The 15739-nt window shown below is 59.4% G+C and carries 15 protein-coding genes; 5 read left to right on the forward strand and 10 right to left on the reverse strand.

The window, feature by feature from the left end:
• Positions 1–120: 120 nt before the first annotated feature.
• From secB to ACRER8_RS04695, 3 genes are read right to left on the reverse strand one after another with little or no spacing between them, the layout of a single operon-like run.
• Complete coding sequence (gene secB, locus ACRER8_RS04685) at positions 121–612, reverse strand: protein-export chaperone SecB (RefSeq protein WP_431745190.1); 492 nt, start codon at positions 610–612, stop codon at positions 121–123.
• A 41-nt stretch (positions 613–653) separates the two neighbouring features.
• Positions 654–908: a glutaredoxin 3 gene (grxC, locus tag ACRER8_RS04690; RefSeq protein ID WP_431745191.1), complete on the reverse strand. Its 255-nt coding sequence runs from the start codon at positions 906–908 to the stop codon at positions 654–656.
• A gap of 1 nt (position 909) precedes the next feature.
• Positions 910–1323, reverse strand: coding sequence for a rhodanese-like domain-containing protein (locus ACRER8_RS04695; RefSeq protein ID WP_431745203.1), 414 nt, complete (start codon positions 1321–1323; stop codon positions 910–912).
• Positions 1324–1468: 145 nt separating this feature from the next.
• Here ACRER8_RS04695 and gpmI point away from each other — a divergent pair, with 145 nt between their 5' ends.
• The 4 genes from gpmI to ACRER8_RS04715 all read left to right on the forward strand — a co-directional run bounded on the left by gpmI (position 1469) and on the right by ACRER8_RS04715 (position 6638).
• Positions 1469–3016 carry a 2,3-bisphosphoglycerate-independent phosphoglycerate mutase gene (gpmI, locus tag ACRER8_RS04700; RefSeq protein WP_431745192.1) on the forward strand — a complete coding sequence of 516 codons (1548 nt, stop codon included), beginning with the start codon at positions 1469–1471 and terminating at the stop codon, positions 3014–3016.
• Positions 3017–3157: 141 nt separating this feature from the next.
• Positions 3158–4471 carry a murein hydrolase activator EnvC family protein gene (locus ACRER8_RS04705; protein ID WP_431745193.1) on the forward strand — a complete coding sequence of 438 codons (1314 nt, stop codon included), beginning with the start codon at positions 3158–3160 and terminating at the stop codon, positions 4469–4471.
• 30 nt (positions 4472–4501) lie between these two features.
• A complete protein-coding gene (locus tag ACRER8_RS04710) occupies positions 4502–5836 on the forward strand; it encodes a S41 family peptidase (RefSeq protein ID WP_431745194.1) in 1335 nt (444 codons plus the stop codon).
• A gap of 1 nt (position 5837) precedes the next feature.
• Complete coding sequence (locus ACRER8_RS04715) at positions 5838–6638, forward strand: divergent polysaccharide deacetylase family protein (RefSeq protein WP_431745195.1); 801 nt, start codon at positions 5838–5840, stop codon at positions 6636–6638.
• A gap of 156 nt (positions 6639–6794) precedes the next feature.
• On the opposite strand, the gene ACRER8_RS04720 is transcribed toward ACRER8_RS04715, so the two are convergent.
• From ACRER8_RS04720 to ACRER8_RS04750, 7 genes are all read right to left on the reverse strand, one after another.
• Positions 6795–7550, reverse strand: coding sequence for a substrate-binding periplasmic protein (locus ACRER8_RS04720; RefSeq protein ID WP_431745196.1), 756 nt, complete (start codon positions 7548–7550; stop codon positions 6795–6797).
• A 265-nt stretch (positions 7551–7815) separates the two neighbouring features.
• The gene (hisF, locus tag ACRER8_RS04725) at positions 7816–8586 is read right to left on the reverse strand and encodes an imidazole glycerol phosphate synthase subunit HisF (protein WP_431745197.1); all 771 of its coding nucleotides are present in this window, start codon (positions 8584–8586) and stop codon (positions 7816–7818) included.
• 169 nt (positions 8587–8755) lie between these two features.
• Positions 8756–9493 (reverse strand): 1-(5-phosphoribosyl)-5-[(5-phosphoribosylamino)methylideneamino]imidazole-4-carboxamide isomerase, encoded by a 738-nt coding sequence (hisA, locus tag ACRER8_RS04730; protein WP_431745198.1) that lies wholly within the window; start codon positions 9491–9493, stop codon positions 8756–8758.
• Positions 9494–9598: 105 nt separating this feature from the next.
• On the reverse strand, positions 9599–9856 hold the full coding sequence (locus tag ACRER8_RS04735) for a DUF2164 domain-containing protein (protein ID WP_431745199.1): 258 nt from the start codon (positions 9854–9856) through the stop codon (positions 9599–9601).
• The gene (gene hisH, locus ACRER8_RS04740; RefSeq protein ID WP_431745200.1) at positions 9856–10494 is read right to left on the reverse strand and encodes an imidazole glycerol phosphate synthase subunit HisH; all 639 of its coding nucleotides are present in this window, start codon (positions 10492–10494) and stop codon (positions 9856–9858) included. The genes ACRER8_RS04735 and hisH overlap by 1 nt, the downstream gene beginning before the upstream one ends.
• Complete coding sequence (gene hisB / locus ACRER8_RS04745; RefSeq protein ID WP_110950632.1) at positions 10494–11087, reverse strand: imidazoleglycerol-phosphate dehydratase HisB; 594 nt, start codon at positions 11085–11087, stop codon at positions 10494–10496. Before hisB ends, hisH begins: the two co-directional genes overlap by 1 nt.
• A 270-nt stretch (positions 11088–11357) precedes the next feature.
• The gene (locus tag ACRER8_RS04750; RefSeq protein ID WP_431745201.1) at positions 11358–13019 is read right to left on the reverse strand and encodes an OFA family MFS transporter; all 1662 of its coding nucleotides are present in this window, start codon (positions 13017–13019) and stop codon (positions 11358–11360) included.
• Positions 13020–13406: 387 nt separating this feature from the next.
• On the opposite strand from ACRER8_RS04750, the gene ACRER8_RS04755 reads away from it, so the two are divergent.
• Positions 13407–15635, forward strand: coding sequence for an AsmA family protein (locus ACRER8_RS04755; RefSeq protein WP_431745202.1), 2229 nt, complete (start codon positions 13407–13409; stop codon positions 15633–15635).
• The last annotated feature ends 104 nt before the right edge of the window (positions 15636–15739 follow it).

Genomic DNA, 15739 nt, shown 5'->3' on the forward strand with positions numbered 1-15739 from the left:
CAATGATGTCGACTGACACACCTAGTTCGCCAGCAAGCCGGCTCCTACAAATGTGACCACCGGTGAATCCACAAAAAAAAGCGCCCATTACAGGCGCTTTTTTCATCCAGGCAGCGGTGCTTACTGAACGGTAGGCGTTGGTGTTTCGCCAGCTTCCTGCATGCGTTGCAGCTCTTGAGCGTACAGGGCGTCGAAGTTCACCGGAGCCAGCATCAGTGCCGGGAACGAACCGCGGACCACCAGGCTGTCGATGGTTTCGCGCGCGTACGGGAACAGAATGTTCGGGCAGAATGCGCCGAGCGTGTGGCTCATGGAAGAGGCGTCCAGGCCCTTGATAAGGAAAATACCGGCTTGCTGGACCTCAGCGATGAACGCGATTTCGTCGCCGTTCTTCACTTCGACCGACAGGGTCAGCACGACTTCGTAGAAATCGTTTTCCAGCTGCTTCTGACGAGTATTCAGGTCAAGGCTGACGCTTGGAGTCCACTCCTGACGGAAGATCGCCGGGCTTTTTGGCGCTTCGAACGAGAGGTCGCGGACGTAGATGCGCTGCAGGGAAAACTGTGGAGCTTCTTCGTTGGAAGTGGCGCCGTTGTTCGTTTCATCGGTCATTTCAGATCCTTCTCACTTTTGAGGTCTTGTAGGGTTCGAATTCAGGCGCTCAACAGCGCGTCGAGCTTGCCGGCGCGCTCCAGTGCGAACAGATCGTCACAACCGCCGACATGGACCGAGCCGATCCAGATCTGCGGAACCGACGTGCGCCCGGCCTTTTTGGTCATTTCAGCGCGAATCTGTGGTTTGCCGTCGACTTTGATTTCCTCGAAGTCGACTTTCTTGCTCTGCAGCAGGTACTTGGCGCGAGAGCAGTAAGGGCAATAATCGCTGGAGTAGACGACGACGTCAGCCATTTCACTTCACCAAAGGCAGGTTGTCACCGCGCCACGACGAAACACCACCCGACAGCTTGGCGGCGGTGAAGCCGGCCTTGAGCAATTCGCGGGCGACGTGACCGGCGTGCTGACCCGCGGCATCGACGATGATCAGAGTCTTGGACTTGTACTTCTCAAGCTCCGCAGTACGGCTCATCACCTTGTCCTGCGGAAAACTCAACGCGCCGACGATATGCCCGCCGGCGTAATCCTTCTTGGGACGCACGTCGATGACGACGGCTTCGTCACGGTTGACCAGTGCAGTCAGCTCGCCAGTGCTCAGGCTGCGGCCGCCCTTGCTGAGCTCCGTTGCGATCAACAGCGCCAGCAGGATGACAAAAGCGCCAGCCAGCAAATAGTGGTTAGTGGCAAATTCAATCAGGTGAGCAACCATCATCAGGTTCCAGGGCGTTAAAATGTCGGCCAGTATACACAGCCCCCAAGGTCGGCCAAAGCCCGTACGGCAGTGACGTGTTTTGAACTTCGCCCTAGAATGCCGATCTTTTTTCTACTTCACCTATTAGCCAAGAGTGGGATTCATGACTACCACGCCTAAACCTTTGGTTCTGATCATCCTGGATGGCTTCGGTCACAGCGACAGCCACGATGGCAACGCGGTCTACTCAGCGACGGCCGAGAAGAAAATGCCGACCTTCGATCGCCTGTACAAGACCATGCCCAACGGCCTGATCTCTGGTTCCGGTATGGATGTCGGTCTGCCTGACGGGCAGATGGGCAACTCCGAAGTTGGCCACATGAACCTGGGTGCAGGGCGCGTGGTGTATCAGGACTTCACTCGGGTGACCAAAGCGATCCGCGACGGCGACTTCTTTGAAAACCCGGCCATCTGCAACGCGGTAGACAAAGCGGTAAGTGACGGCAAGGCCGTGCATATCCTGGGCCTGCTTTCCGATGGCGGCGTACATAGCCACGAAGATCACCTGGTGGCGATGGTTGAACTAGCCGTCAAACGCGGCGCCGAGAAGGTCTACGTGCATGCCTTCCTCGATGGCCGCGACACACCGCCACGCAGCGCGCACCAATACCTCGACACAATGGAAGCGGCCTACGGTCGTCTGGGCAAAGGTCGTACGGCCACAATCATCGGTCGCTACTTCGCGATGGACCGCGACAATCGCTGGGATCGCGTCGAATCGGCCTACAACCTCATCGTCGATGGAAAGTCGGAATTCCAGGCTGACACCGCCAAGGCCGGCGTAGACGCTGCGTACGAGCGTGGCGAAAACGACGAATTCGTCAAAGCCACCCGCATCGGCGAGCAGGTCAAGGTCGAAGACGGCGACGCGGTGGTGTTCATGAACTTCCGCGCCGACCGCGCCCGGGAACTGACCCGCGTATTCGTCGAAGACGACTTCAAGGACTTCAACCGCGCGCGTCAGCCAAAACTTGCTGGCTTCGTGATGTTGACCCAATACGCTGCCAACATCCCTGCCCCCTCGGCGTTCGCCGCTGGCAGTCTGCACAATGTGCTGGGCGAATACCTGTCGGATAACGGCAAGACCCAGCTGCGCATCGCCGAAACCGAGAAGTACGCCCACGTGACCTTCTTCTTTTCCGGCGGCCGCGAAGAACCGTTCCCGGGCGAAGAGCGCATCTTGATCCCATCGCCAAAGGTCGCGACGTACGACCTGCAGCCGGAAATGAGCGCACCTGAAGTTACCGACAGGATCGTCGAAGCCATTGAGAACCAGCGTTTCGATGTGATCATCGTCAACTACGCCAACGGCGACATGGTTGGCCACAGCGGCATCATGGAAGCGGCTATCAAGGCGGTCGAGTGCCTGGACGTGTGTGTCGGTCGCATCACCGAAGCGTTGGAAAAGGTCGGTGGCGAGGCGCTGATCACCGCTGACCACGGTAACGTCGAGCAAATGACCAACGAGGAAACCCACCAGCCGCACACCGCTCACACCACTGAGCCGGTGCCCTTCATCTACGTGGGCAAGCGCGACTTTAAAGTCCGCGAAGGCGGCGTTCTCGCTGACGTGGCGCCAACCATGCTGACACTGTTGGGTATGGAAATTCCGAAAGAGATGACCGGCAAATCGATTCTGGTTGCCAAGTAGGTCGTCATAAACCGGCTCGTCTTCGCAAGACAGGGCCGGTTTTTGTATGAAATGTCTGAAAGCGGCGCCCTATGAGCGTTTTTTTTGCAGCCTTCGGCGGGCATACTAAGCCCGTCTTCACTCCTGGTATCGCCCGACCCCATGCTCCGCGCCCTGATCGCCCTTGCTTTGATTTGTCTGCTCAATCCGGCCTTTGCCGACGACGAGCGCGCACAAACCCAAAAACAACTGGATGCCACACGTCAGGACATTACTGAACTGAAAAAGGCCCTGGGCCAGCTCCAGGAAGAAAAATCAGGCGTGCAGAAAGATCTGCGCACAACCGAAACGCAAATGGGCAAGCTGGAAAAGCAGGTGGAGGCCCTGCAAAAAGAACTAAAAAAGAGTGAAAGCGAGCTTCAACGGCTCGACCAGGAGAAAAAAAAACTCCAAAGCGCACGCATTGAACAGCAACGACTGATAGCGATCCAGGCTCGCGCTGCCTATCAGAGTGGCCGCCAGGAATACCTCAAGCTGCTGCTCAATCAGCAAAACCCCGAAAAATTCGCCCGCACCCTCACCTATTACGATTATCTGAGCCAGGCCCGCCTGGAACAGCTACGCAATTTCAACGAGACCCTGCGTCAGCTGGCCGAGGTCGAGAAAGACATCGACCTGCAGCAAGCGCAACTGCTGGTACAGAAAAGCTCGCTGGATGACCAGAAGTCCCAGCTCGATACCGTCCGTCAAGAGCGCCAGGTCGCACTGGCCAAGCTGAATCAGGATTACAAGGCCCGCGACCAGAAGCTACAGGCTCGGCAGCAGGATCAGGCGGATCTGACCAAAGTCCTGAAGACCATCGAAGAAACCCTCGCCCGTCAGGCCCGGGAAGCGGAAGAGGCGCGTCAGAAAGCGCTGCTGGCCCAGCAGGAAGCCGAGAAGCGCCAGCGTGAGCAGCAGGAGGCCCTGGCGAAAAGTCGAGGCAAGGACGACAGCGATGAAGCACCTCGCCGGCCGACAAAGGCTCCCGGTGCAATGGTTTCCAGCGCCGGGGAGTCGTTCGGTGGCGCTTTTGCGCAAGCAAAGGGAAAACTTCCATGGCCTGTCGATGGTCGATTGTTGGCACGTTTCGGTGAAAGCCGCGGTGATGACGAGCGAACCAAATGGGATGGCGTGATGATCAGCGCTGCCGCAGGCAGTCAGGTACGCGCCGTGCATGGCGGTCGTGTGGTCTTCGCCGACTGGTTGCGCGGGGCTGGCCTTCTGGTCATTCTCGATCACGGCAACGGCTATTTGAGTCTGTACGGTCACAACCAGAGTCTGTTGAAAGAAGCTGGGGACGTTGTAAAAGCCGGGGAAGCGATCGCGACTGTAGGCAACAGTGGTGGCGGTCAGGACACTCCGGCGCTGTATTTCGCTATTCGTCAGCAGGGTCGCCCTAGTGATCCGGCCCAATGGTGTCGCACTCAAGGATAAGTCGACACCTCACTCAGGAGTTCGTAAGACATGCTGTTTTCGTCCCGCCTCACCTCGCTGGCCCTGACTATCGCCGTGATTATCGGTGCTCCGCAGGCCATGGCTGCCGGTGCCGCCCCTGCTCCGGCGCCAGCTGCTGCTGCCGCGCCAGCCAACGCCGCGAACATCAAGGCGCCGCTGCCGCTCGATGAGCTGCGCACCTTCGCCGAGGTGATGGACCGGATCAAGGCCGCTTATGTCGAGCCGGTGGATGACAAGACGCTGCTGGAGAACGCCATCAAGGGCATGCTCAGCAACCTTGACCCGCACTCCGCTTATCTGGGACCGGAAGACTTCCAGGAGCTGCAAGAAAGCACCAGCGGCGAGTTCGGTGGTCTGGGCATCGAAGTCGGCGTCGAAGACGGATTCATCAAGGTTGTCTCGCCTATCGATGACACGCCAGCTTCCAAGGCAGGCATCGAGGCCGGCGACCTGATCGTAAAGATCAATGGCACGCCGACCCAGGGTCAGACCATGCAGGAAGCGGTCGACAAGATGCGCGGCAAGCTTGGCGAGAAGATCACCCTGACGCTGGTGCGCGACGGCGGCAACCCATTCGACGTGACGCTCGCGCGGGCGACCATTCAGGTCAAGAGCGTGAAGTCGCAGATGCTGGAGCCGGGTTACGGTTACATCCGCATCACCCAATTCCAGGTCAAGACTGGCGAAGAGGTGGGCAAAGCCCTGGCCAAGCTGCGCAAGGACAACGGCAAAAAGATGAGCGGGCTGATCCTGGACCTGCGCAACAACCCCGGTGGTGTGCTCCAGTCGGCTGTCGAAGTGGCCGATCACTTCCTGACCAAGGGGCTGATCGTCTACACCAAAGGCCGTATCGCCAACTCCGAACTGCGCTTCTCGGCAGACCCGGCCGACGCCAGCGAAGGCGCGCCTCTGGTTGTGCTGATCAACGGCGGCAGCGCCTCAGCATCCGAGATCGTCGCTGGCGCGTTGCAGGATCAGAAGCGCGGCATCCTGATGGGCACCGATACATTCGGGAAAGGCTCGGTGCAGACCGTACTGCCGCTGGCCAACGATCGCGCGTTGAAGATCACCACGGCACTGTATTTCACGCCCAATGGACGCTCGATCCAGGCGCAGGGCATCAACCCGGACATCGAAGTCAAACGTGCCAAAGTCACGGCCGAAGCCGATGGCGAGAACTACAAAGAGGCCGACCTGCTCGGTCACCTGGGCAACGGCAATGGCGGCGCGGACAGACCGACCACCAAATCCAAGGCTGGCAAGGCGCGTCCGCAGGACGACGATTACCAGCTGAACCAGGCCCTCAGTCTGCTCAAGGGATTGAGTGTCACACGCGGCAATTGATATGCGCTTCTGGTTGACCGGGCTCGTCTGGGCCCTTGCAGTGATGATGGGGGCCGCGCATGCGGCGCCCGCCGAATCTTCCGAAACCGACGGCAAATCGCCGAAGGTCGCCTACCTCACCCTGATCATCGACGATCTCGGACAAAGCCCCGACAAGGACAGCCGCGCGCTGGCCCTGCCAGGCCCAGTGACGCTGGCGATCATGCCTGACACCCCGCACGCCACCGAGTTTGCCCGCCAGGCACACAAGGCGGGCAAGACGGTAATGTTGCACATGCCGATGGACCCCGCGACCGGGCCTTACGCCTGGCATCCGGAGTTGCCGCTGCCCGAGCTTGAGTCGCGCCTGAACGCAGCGCTGCTGAAAGTCCCGTACGCCGCGGGGATCAACAATCATATGGGCAGCCGCATGACCGCCGAGCCTGTCGCCATGACCTGGTTGGTGGGTGAATTGCAACGGCGCCATCTATTCCTGGTCGATAGCCGAACCAGCGCCAAAACCCTGGCCGCCGCCGAGGCGCAGAAGATTGGCCTGGCGAGTGTCTCGCGGGACGTGTTCCTGGACGACGAGCGCACTGCCGAGGCCATCTACGGCCAACTTCAGACCGCGATCAGGCTGGCGCACAAACAGGGTTCGGCGGTGATGATCGGCCACCCGTATCCGGTGACGATGGGTGTGCTGGAACGCGAAATGCCCAAGCTCAAATCGCAGGGCATCGAGTGGGTCGAGATGCGCCACATGATCAGCATTCGTGGCAATCAGGCGATGGCCGGGCATGGAAAGAATGGGGTTTATCGGTAGCTCGCTCGCGACACGCCGCATGCGCTACCGACTTAATGCGGTCTTCTGTGGGAGCGAATTCAGTCGTGAAAATATGTCAGGCGATAGAGATGCATCGACCGAACGTACCTCTCGCGACTGAATTCGCTCCCACAAGGGGATATTGGCAACCCGGATTTACAGATATTTCCCAAGAATGCTGTCGACCATCCCCTCTTTGCGTAGTTGATCCAGCGCGGTCTGGAGCTTCTTGACCACTTCGTCCGGCGTGTCCTTGTTCAACGCCAGAAACAACTCGGCGCTGTTGAAGCGCAGAACGGTCTTCAACCCGGTTACCCCTTCCTGACGCGCCAGGTAACGGCCGGCCGGGTCACCCGTCGCCCACAGATCGATCTGCCCTTCGGCCAGTTTCCGGGCGTTGTCCTTGTCACTGAGCACAGTGATCGGGTTCATGCCCTGTCGCCCCAACTGCTCGGCAATCGCATCGCCTTTGTAGGCGCCGATCTTGTATTGCCGGGCATCTTCGAGCGTGTTCAGCTGAACCGGACTGTCGGCTTTAGCCAGCATGACCCAGTCATCCGGGCCGATGGGACCGACCCATTTGAAGAGTTTTTCACGCTCAGGCAAGCGCGCCGTCACGAACACGCCGTAGCCGGGGTTTTCCAGAGCGAGTTTGTAGATACGATCCCAAGGGAAGCGCAGCGTCATGTTGTAGCCAATGCCGGCGCGCTTGAACGTCTCACGCACGATCTCGACGGCAATGCCCTTGATATTGCTTTCCTGGGCGAAATTCTTGCCGTCGGCGGCCATGTTATACGGTGGGAAGTTTTCGGTCAGAAGGACCATTGAATACGCGGATGCGCCATCTGCTTTGGCAGTCCCTGACAGCAATGCAACGACGCTGATCAGCGCAAGAAAAACACCTTTGAACATATCCCTGGCACCCGATCCTGACGACGGCATGAGAGTGCCGCTAACACCGGGCATTGTCCAGTTCGGTAATGGCTATGGTCGGTTTCAGAACAGAGGTGTCCCGCAGCGTCTATTGCGGGGATTGGGTGATGATCACAACGCGACGCACCAACCCTGTGGGAGCGAGTTCATTCGCGATTGGCACTTACATTCGAGGCATCTTCATTGGATGTACTGCCGCCTCGCGAATGAATTCGCTCCACAGGTGAGATGTTCGCATTCGCTATCAGCGAACCACAATCCCCTGCTTGGCCATGAACGCCTTGGCTTCCGGCACGGTGTATTCGCCGAAGTGGAAAATACTCGCCGCCAGCACAGCACTGGCGTGGCCGTCCAGAACGCCGTCCGCCAGATGTTGCAGATTGCCCACACCCCCCGACGCAATGACCGGAATCCCCAGCGCGTCGCTGATCGCGCGGGTGACGCCAAGATCGAAACCGTTCTTCATGCCGTCCTGATCCATGCTGGTCAACAGAATCTCGCCAGCACCCAGGCCTTCCATCTTCTTAGCCCACATCACGGCATCCAGACCGGTCGGCTTGCGCCCGCCGTGGGTGAAGATTTCCCAGCGTGGCTCCTCACCCGGCGCGGACACTTTCTTGGCATCGATGGCCACGACAATGCACTGCGAACCGAAACGCGCAGCCGCTTCGCCAACGAACTCGGGATTGAACACTGCAGCGGTATTGATCGACACCTTATCGGCACCGGCATTGAGCAGGTTGCGAATGTCCTGCACCGTCCGCACGCCACCGCCTACGGTCAGCGGAATGAATACCTGGCTGGCCATGCGCTCGACGGTATGCAGCGTGGTGTTGCGGCCATCGACGCTGGCAGTGATGTCGAGAAAGGTAATCTCGTCAGCACCCTGTTCGTCGTAAAGGCGAGCGATCTCAACCGGATCGCCCGCATCGCGGATGTTCTCGAACTTCACGCCCTTGACCACGCGACCATTGTCGACGTCCAGGCAGGGGATGATGCGCTTGGCGAGGGCCATGGGCCTATTCTCCGAAAACGGTTGGGAATGTGCCCAACGTCAAAATTTGATTCGAAACCGGATCCCTGCGGGAGCGAATTCATTCGCGATTGGCCCGTACAGCCGATGCATCTTCATCGGATGTACTACCGCTTGGCGAATGAATTCACTCCCACAGGATCGATGCTTGTCAGCCTTTGTACGAATCGCAGAACGCCTGAGCTTCTGCCACGTCCAGCGTGCCTTCATAAATCGCGCGGCCAGTGATCGCACCAATGATGCCCGGAGCTTTCGCATCCAGCAGCGCCTTGATGTCACCCAGGTTGTGAATGCCGCCCGAAGCGATGACCGGGATCTTCGTGGCCGCAGCCAGCGCAGCCGTAAATGGCACGTTGCAGCCTTGCATCATGCCGTCTTTGGCGATGTCGGTATAAACGATGGCCGAGACGCCGTCCGCTTCGAAACGCTTTGCGAGGTCGATCACCTGAACCGAGCTGACTTCAGCCCAGCCGTCGGTCGCGACGAAACCGTCCTTCGCATCCAGGCCGACAATCACCTTGCCAGGGAACGCTCGGCAGGCTTCGGCGACGAACTCAGGCTCTTTGACCGCCTTGGTGCCGATGATCACGTAGCTCACGCCAGCCTTGACGTAGTGCTCGATGGTTTCCAACGACCGAATACCGCCGCCGATCTGGATCGGCAGGTTCGGGTAACGCTTGGCGATGGCGGTGACCACTTCACCGTTGACCGGCTGGCCTTCGAACGCCCCGTTCAGGTCGACCAGATGCAGACGGCGGCAACCACCGTCGACCCACTTGGCCGCCATGCTCACCGGATCATCGGAGAACACCGTGGAATCTTCCATACGGCCTTGGCGCAGGCGCACGCAGGCACCGTCTTTAAGGTCGATAGCGGGAATAATCAGCATGCTTTTTCCTTCGTCAAAAAGAGAGCTGCAAGCTGCGAGCTATAAGCTGCAAGTCTGCGCATCTACCCATTCTTGCAGCGCGAAGCTCGACGCTCGTCGCTGCCTTTAATTTTTCTCGAGCGCCCAGACGTCGCTTTCGATGCTCTCGAAGCGCTCTTTCAAATGCGCCTGAACATCGAAAATCGCCCGGTTGTAATAGTGCGGCGCAATTTCGCGAGTGAACAACTCAAGGATTTCGGCTGCTTCGAACGAACCCAGGTCCAGCTCGAAGCGGTCCTCCATGAACCGCTTGATCTTGTGACACGCCTCGCTCTCCTGCTCGGAAGTGAGGGTCAGGATCGGCGGTCTGTTCTTCTTGCTCATTACCAGCGACCGTCCCACGCGGCGAAGTTCTGCAGCAATTGCAGGCCATGGGTATGGCTCTTCTCAGGGTGGAACTGCACAGCGAAACGCGAGCCGTCAGCCAGGGCCGCAGCGAAGTCACGGCCATAATGACCACGACCGACGATCTGCCGAGGGTTAGGCGAGTCGATGTAGTAGCTGTGCACGAAATAGAAGCGGGCCTTGTCCGGAATGCTGTGCCACAGCGGGTGATCCACTGCTTGCGTCACTTCGTTCCAGCCCATGTGCGGGACTTTCAGGTGCTGGCCGTCTTCGTGAAGATCCTTACCGAAGAAACGCACTTGTCCCGGAAATACGCCGATGCAATCCACCCCATCGTTCTCTTCGCTGCGATCCATCAGCGCCTGCATGCCGACGCAGATGCCGAGGAACGGGCGGTCCTGACTGACTTCACGCACCAGCGCATCGAAGCCCAGGCGGCGAATTTCAGCCATGCAATCGCGAATCGCGCCAACGCCGGGAAAGACGACGCGGTCGGCTTCACGAATCACGTCAGCATCGCTGGTGATCAGCACACGCCCGGCGCCCACGTGTTCGAGGGCCTTGGCCACCGAGTGCAAGTTGCCCATGCCATAGTCGATAACAGCAACCGTCTGCATTACAGCACGCCCTTGGTCGAAGGCATCTGCCCGGCCATGCGCTCGTCCAGTTCAACGGCCATGCGCAGTGCGCGGCCGAATGCCTTGAACACGGTTTCGATCTGATGGTGGGTATTGTGGCCGCGCAGGTTGTCGATGTGCAGGGTGACATTGGCGTGGTTGACGAAGCCCTGGAAGAACTCCTGGAACAGGTCCACGTCGAAGCCGCCGACCGTTGCGCGGGTGTACGGCACGTGCATCTGCAGGCCAGGACGACCCGAGAAGTCGATGACCACACGCGACAGGGCTTCATCCAGCGGGACATAGGCATGGCCGTAGCGACGGATACCTTTTTTGTCGCCAATGGCTTTGCTGAAGGCCTGACCCAAGGTGATACCGACGTCTTCCACGGTGTGGTGGTCGTCGATATGCAGGTCGCCCTTGCTTTCGATATCCAGATCGATCAACCCGTGACGGGCGATCTGGTCGAGCATGTGTTCAAGAAAAGGAACGCCGATATCGAATCGGGCCTTTCCGGTGCCATCCAGGTTGATCGAGGCTTTGATCTGGGTTTCCAGGGTGTCGCGCTCGACGAACGCCTTACGTTCGGCCATCACCAGCTCCGCAAAATCATTGGGCGAAAAGGCGGACATTATAGGCGTGTGGAGGGGAAACAGAAACACGAGACGTGTTATGGCTGACGGGCTGAATAGCCGCTGACGAAGATATACATGTCTGTACAAATGACCTGTAGGAGCCGGCTTGCGGGCGAATGCGGTGGATCAGCGGCAAATGAGTCGCCTGAAACTCCGGGTTCGCCAGCAAGCCGGCTCCAACAGTTACGATGTCGGCCTGAGAATGCTCAGGCCGACATCGACAGCGGCTTAATGGAACAACACCGCCGTTTTCTGCAGCGTGACCCAAACGCCCCACGCCAGCGGAATGCCCACCGCCAGCCAGGCCAGGATCGCCAGCGGCTTGGTGCCCGGATCGGCTTTCCACTCCAGCGAAGTGGTGTGATCCGCGCCAGCATCGTGGCCGATGGCCTGTTCAGCCTTCAATTGCTCGTCGGTCATGAAGTATTTGTCGGCCACCGGACGCACCAGCATGTTGCAGATGAAACCCAGCACCAGCAGACCCGCGAGGATGTACAGGGTGATGTCGTAAGCATCGGCGCGCGCAACGCCGTGGCTCAATTGATATTCACGCAGGTAGTTCACCAGCACCGGACCCAGCACGCCCGCCGCAGCCCAGGCAGTCAGCAGACGGCCGTGGATCGCGCCGACCATTTGCGTACCGAACAGGTCGGCCAGATAAGCCGGCACGGTCGCGAAACCGCCGCCGTACATCGACAGCACCACGCAGAACGCCGCTACGAAAAGCGCAACGCTGCCAAGGTGACCCAGGGTCGGAACCGACGCATAGAGCAAAAAGCCCAGGGCGAAGAATACGAAGTAGGTGGCTTTACGGCCGATATAGTCGGAGAACGAGGCCCAGAAGAAGCGGCCGCCGATGTTGAACAGGCTCAGCAGACCGGTGAAGCCCGCGGCGATGGCAGCGATGGCGGCCAGTTGCGAAGCGTCCAGTTGCGCAAAGCCCTGATCGGTACCCAGCAGTTTGCCGCCAAACACTTCCTGCAGCAGCGGCGAAGCCATGCCGAGAATGCCGATACCCGCGGACACGTTCAGGCACAGCACCAGCCATACCAGACGGAATTGCGGGGTTTTCCACGCGACGCTGACGTGTACATGGCGGTTGGTGATCATCGCGCTTTTGGTTTTCTTCACAGGCGCGGTCCAGCCTTCAGGTTTCCAGCCGGTAGGCGGAACGCGGTACGCCAGAGCGCCGCCGATCATGAAGATGAAGTAGATCACGGCCATGGCCACGAAGCTCTGCCATACGCCCACGCTGTCTGGCGTCGCGAAGTGGCTCATCAGTGCGGTCGCCAATGGAGCGCCCACCATTGCACCACCACCGAAGCCCATGATCGCCATACCGGTCGCCATGCCGCGCTTGTCCGGGAACCACTTGATCAGGGTCGACACCGGGGAGATGTAGCCCAGCCCCAGACCAATGCCGCCGATCACGCCGGAACCAATCCACATCAGCCAGATCTGGTGGGTGTAGATACCCAACGCCGAGATCAGCAGACCGCCACACCAGCATAGCGCCGAGACCACACCGGCCTTGCGCGGGCCTGCGTGCTCCAGCCAGCCGCCCCAGATGGCCGCCGAGCAGCCCAGGAAGATGAAGAACAGGGTGTAAATCCAGCCGAGCATCGAGATCGGCCAGTCACAGCCAGACGAAAAGATTTGCTCGAAAAAACCCATGTCAGCCGGGCATGCAACCGCGGCCTTGACGCCGATTGCCTTGGACAGCGGCAACCAGAACACCGAGAAACCATAGGCCATGCCGATACACAGGTGAATGGCCAACGCAGCTGGCGGAACCAGCCAGCGGTTGAAGCCACGTTTGGCGATAATGCGCTCTTTGGACAAGAACGCAGGCTGAGCGACAGAGCCGCCCAGAGCAGTGCTCGAAGTCATTATTTTTTGCCCCTATTTGTAGTTGTGCCCCGCAAGAACAGCGACATCGCTCCGCCACCCCTCTTAATACACGCTGGCATCGGGAGTTTTATCGGCAGAAAGTCTCATTACGTGACAATTCGACGCAGTATGACCTGCGAACGGCGAGAGATTAGCATTTGCCGCAACAGATACAGCATTCTGCTACTACCTTTTTTATACCGTCTGTCTTGTCTGAATCGACGACACGATCTGTAGGAACCCACCGCATCGACAGCCATTTCCTGCTGCCGCGTTTTTTGCGTACATTCCTCGGACACCTCGCACGGCCGATCGAAGCCCGACGCCTGCGTGAGAACGCTATACTCGCGGGCTAAATTTTGAACGACTCGATACAAGGACTCGCCCATGAAAGCGTTCGGCAAAATCCTGGGACTATTCATTCTCGGGCTGTTGCTGATCATCGTGGCTCTCGGCTTCGCCTTGACCCATCTGTTTGATCCCAACGACTACAAAGACGAGATTCGTAAACTGGTTCGCGACCGGGCGCACGTCGAGCTGACCCTCAATGGCGATATCGGCTGGAGCCTGTTCCCCTGGCTGGGCCTGGAGTTGCACGACGCAAGCATCGCCACGCTGACCGAGCCGAGCAAACCTTTCGCCGACTTGCAGATGCTCGGTCTATCCGTACGCGTGCTGCCGCTGCTGCGCAAGGAAGTGCAGATGAGCGACGTGCGCGTCGAAGGTCTGAACCTGATGCTGACCCGCGATGAAAGCGGCCATGGCAACTGGGAAGACATCGGCAAGGCGCCAGCGACTGCGGCCAATCCGGCTCAGCCGCCAGCGCCTGCCACAGAGCCTAAACCCGATGACACGGCCAAGGCAGAGAGAGCGTGGCAACCGCTGAAGCTGGACATCGACAGCCTGACCGTGAACAACGCCCGCATTGACTTCAACGACATGCAGAAGGCCCGGCAATTCACCGCCGAGAGCATTCAGCTGAGTACCGGGCCGGTTCACAACGCGACCGATATTCCGGTCAAGCTGACGGCGTTCCTGAGCACCAATCAGCCGGTCGTGCGGACCAAGACCGAACTCACCGGCAAGCTGCGCTTCGACCGCGCGCTCAAGCGTTATCAACTTGATGACATGCGTTTCTCGGGCGAAGCGGCAGGCGATCCGCTGCAGGGCAAGACCCTGACGTTCTCGGCGCAAGGCCAACTGCTGGCAGACATGTCGGCCAACGTTGCCGAATGGACCAACCTCAAGCTGTCGGCCAACCAGTTGCGTGCATTGGGCGAGCTGCATGTTCGTGATCTGGACAAGGCACCTCAACTGAGCGGCGGCATTTCCATCGCTCAATTCAACGTCCGCGAATTCCTCGACAGCATCGGCCAGACCGCGCCGACTTTGGGCGAAAACAGCCTGACCCGCCTGGAAATGGTCAGCCGTATCGCGGCAACGCAAAACAGCGTTTCACTGGATGACCTGACACTAAAAGTCGACGACAGCACTTTCACCGGTCGAGTGGCCGTCGAAGACTTCGCCCGGCAGTCACTGCGCCTGCAACTCAAGGCCGACACCTTCGACGCCGACCGTTATCGTCCGCCGCAAAGCGATCAGGCCAAGGCCGCTGGTGCTGCGCGCAAATCCGAAGTGCAAAGCGGTGAGGCCGAAGCCATGGCTGCATCGGGTACATCGCCGCTGCCGAACCAGCCGACGCAGGGCGCCTGGAGCGATGCGAGGCTGCTGCCGCTGGAGCGCATGCGCAAGCTCGATGTCGACGCCGATCTGAGCTTCGGCAAGCTGACGGTGGAGAAACTGCCAATCCAGAATGCCGCGCTGAAAACCTCGGCGCTCGATGGCGTGGTCAAACTCGACAGCCTGCGCGGCGACCTCTACAACGGCAACTTCGAAGTCAAGGGCAACCTCGACGTACGCCCTGAAGTGCCGCTGGCCAGCGTACAAACACGCATCGTCAGAGTGCCGGTCGAGCAGTTCATCCAGAGTCAGGGCACCACGCCGCCGCTGCGTGGCTTGCTGACGCTGAACAGCGACGTCACGGCCAAGGGCAACAGCCAGAAAGCGCTGGTGGAAAGCCTCAACGGCACCACCAACTTCGCACTGCACGACGGTGTATTGGTCAATGCCAACCTCGAGCAGCAGCTTTGCCGGGGGATTTCGGTGCTCAATCGCAAGACGCTGAGCGGCGAGCCGCGTGGCAAGGACACGCCGTTCCAGCAGCTCAACGGTAATCTGGTGTTCCGCAACGGTGTGGCCAGCAACCCGGACCTCAAAGTCCGCACGCCAGGCCTGAGCGTCAACGGTGATGGCGACATCGACCTGCGCGTGATGGGGATGAACTATCGCGTCGGCGTGATCATTGAAGGTGACAAGAGCGACATGCCGGACCCGGCCTGTGAAGTGAATCCACGCTTCGTCGGCATCGAATGGCCGATCCTTTGCCGTGGCCCGCTGGAATTGGGCGCTAAAGCCTGCCGCCTCGACAACGAAGGGCTGGGCAAAGTCGCCGCGAAGCTCGCCACCGATCGCATCGGCGACAAGATCGACGAAAAGCTGGGGGACAAGGTCAGTCCCGAGCTCAAGGATGCAATCAAGGGATTGTTCAAACGGTGACGGTTTTGTTGCCGACCACTTCGGCAGCTCACCAGCAAACCTGTAGGAGCCGGCTTGCTGGCGAAAGCGGAGTGCCAGTTACCTCACTTGGCACAGACATACCG

The organism is Pseudomonas sp., assembly GCF_050739935.1.
Classification (GTDB): domain Bacteria; phylum Pseudomonadota; class Gammaproteobacteria; order Pseudomonadales; family Pseudomonadaceae; genus Aquipseudomonas.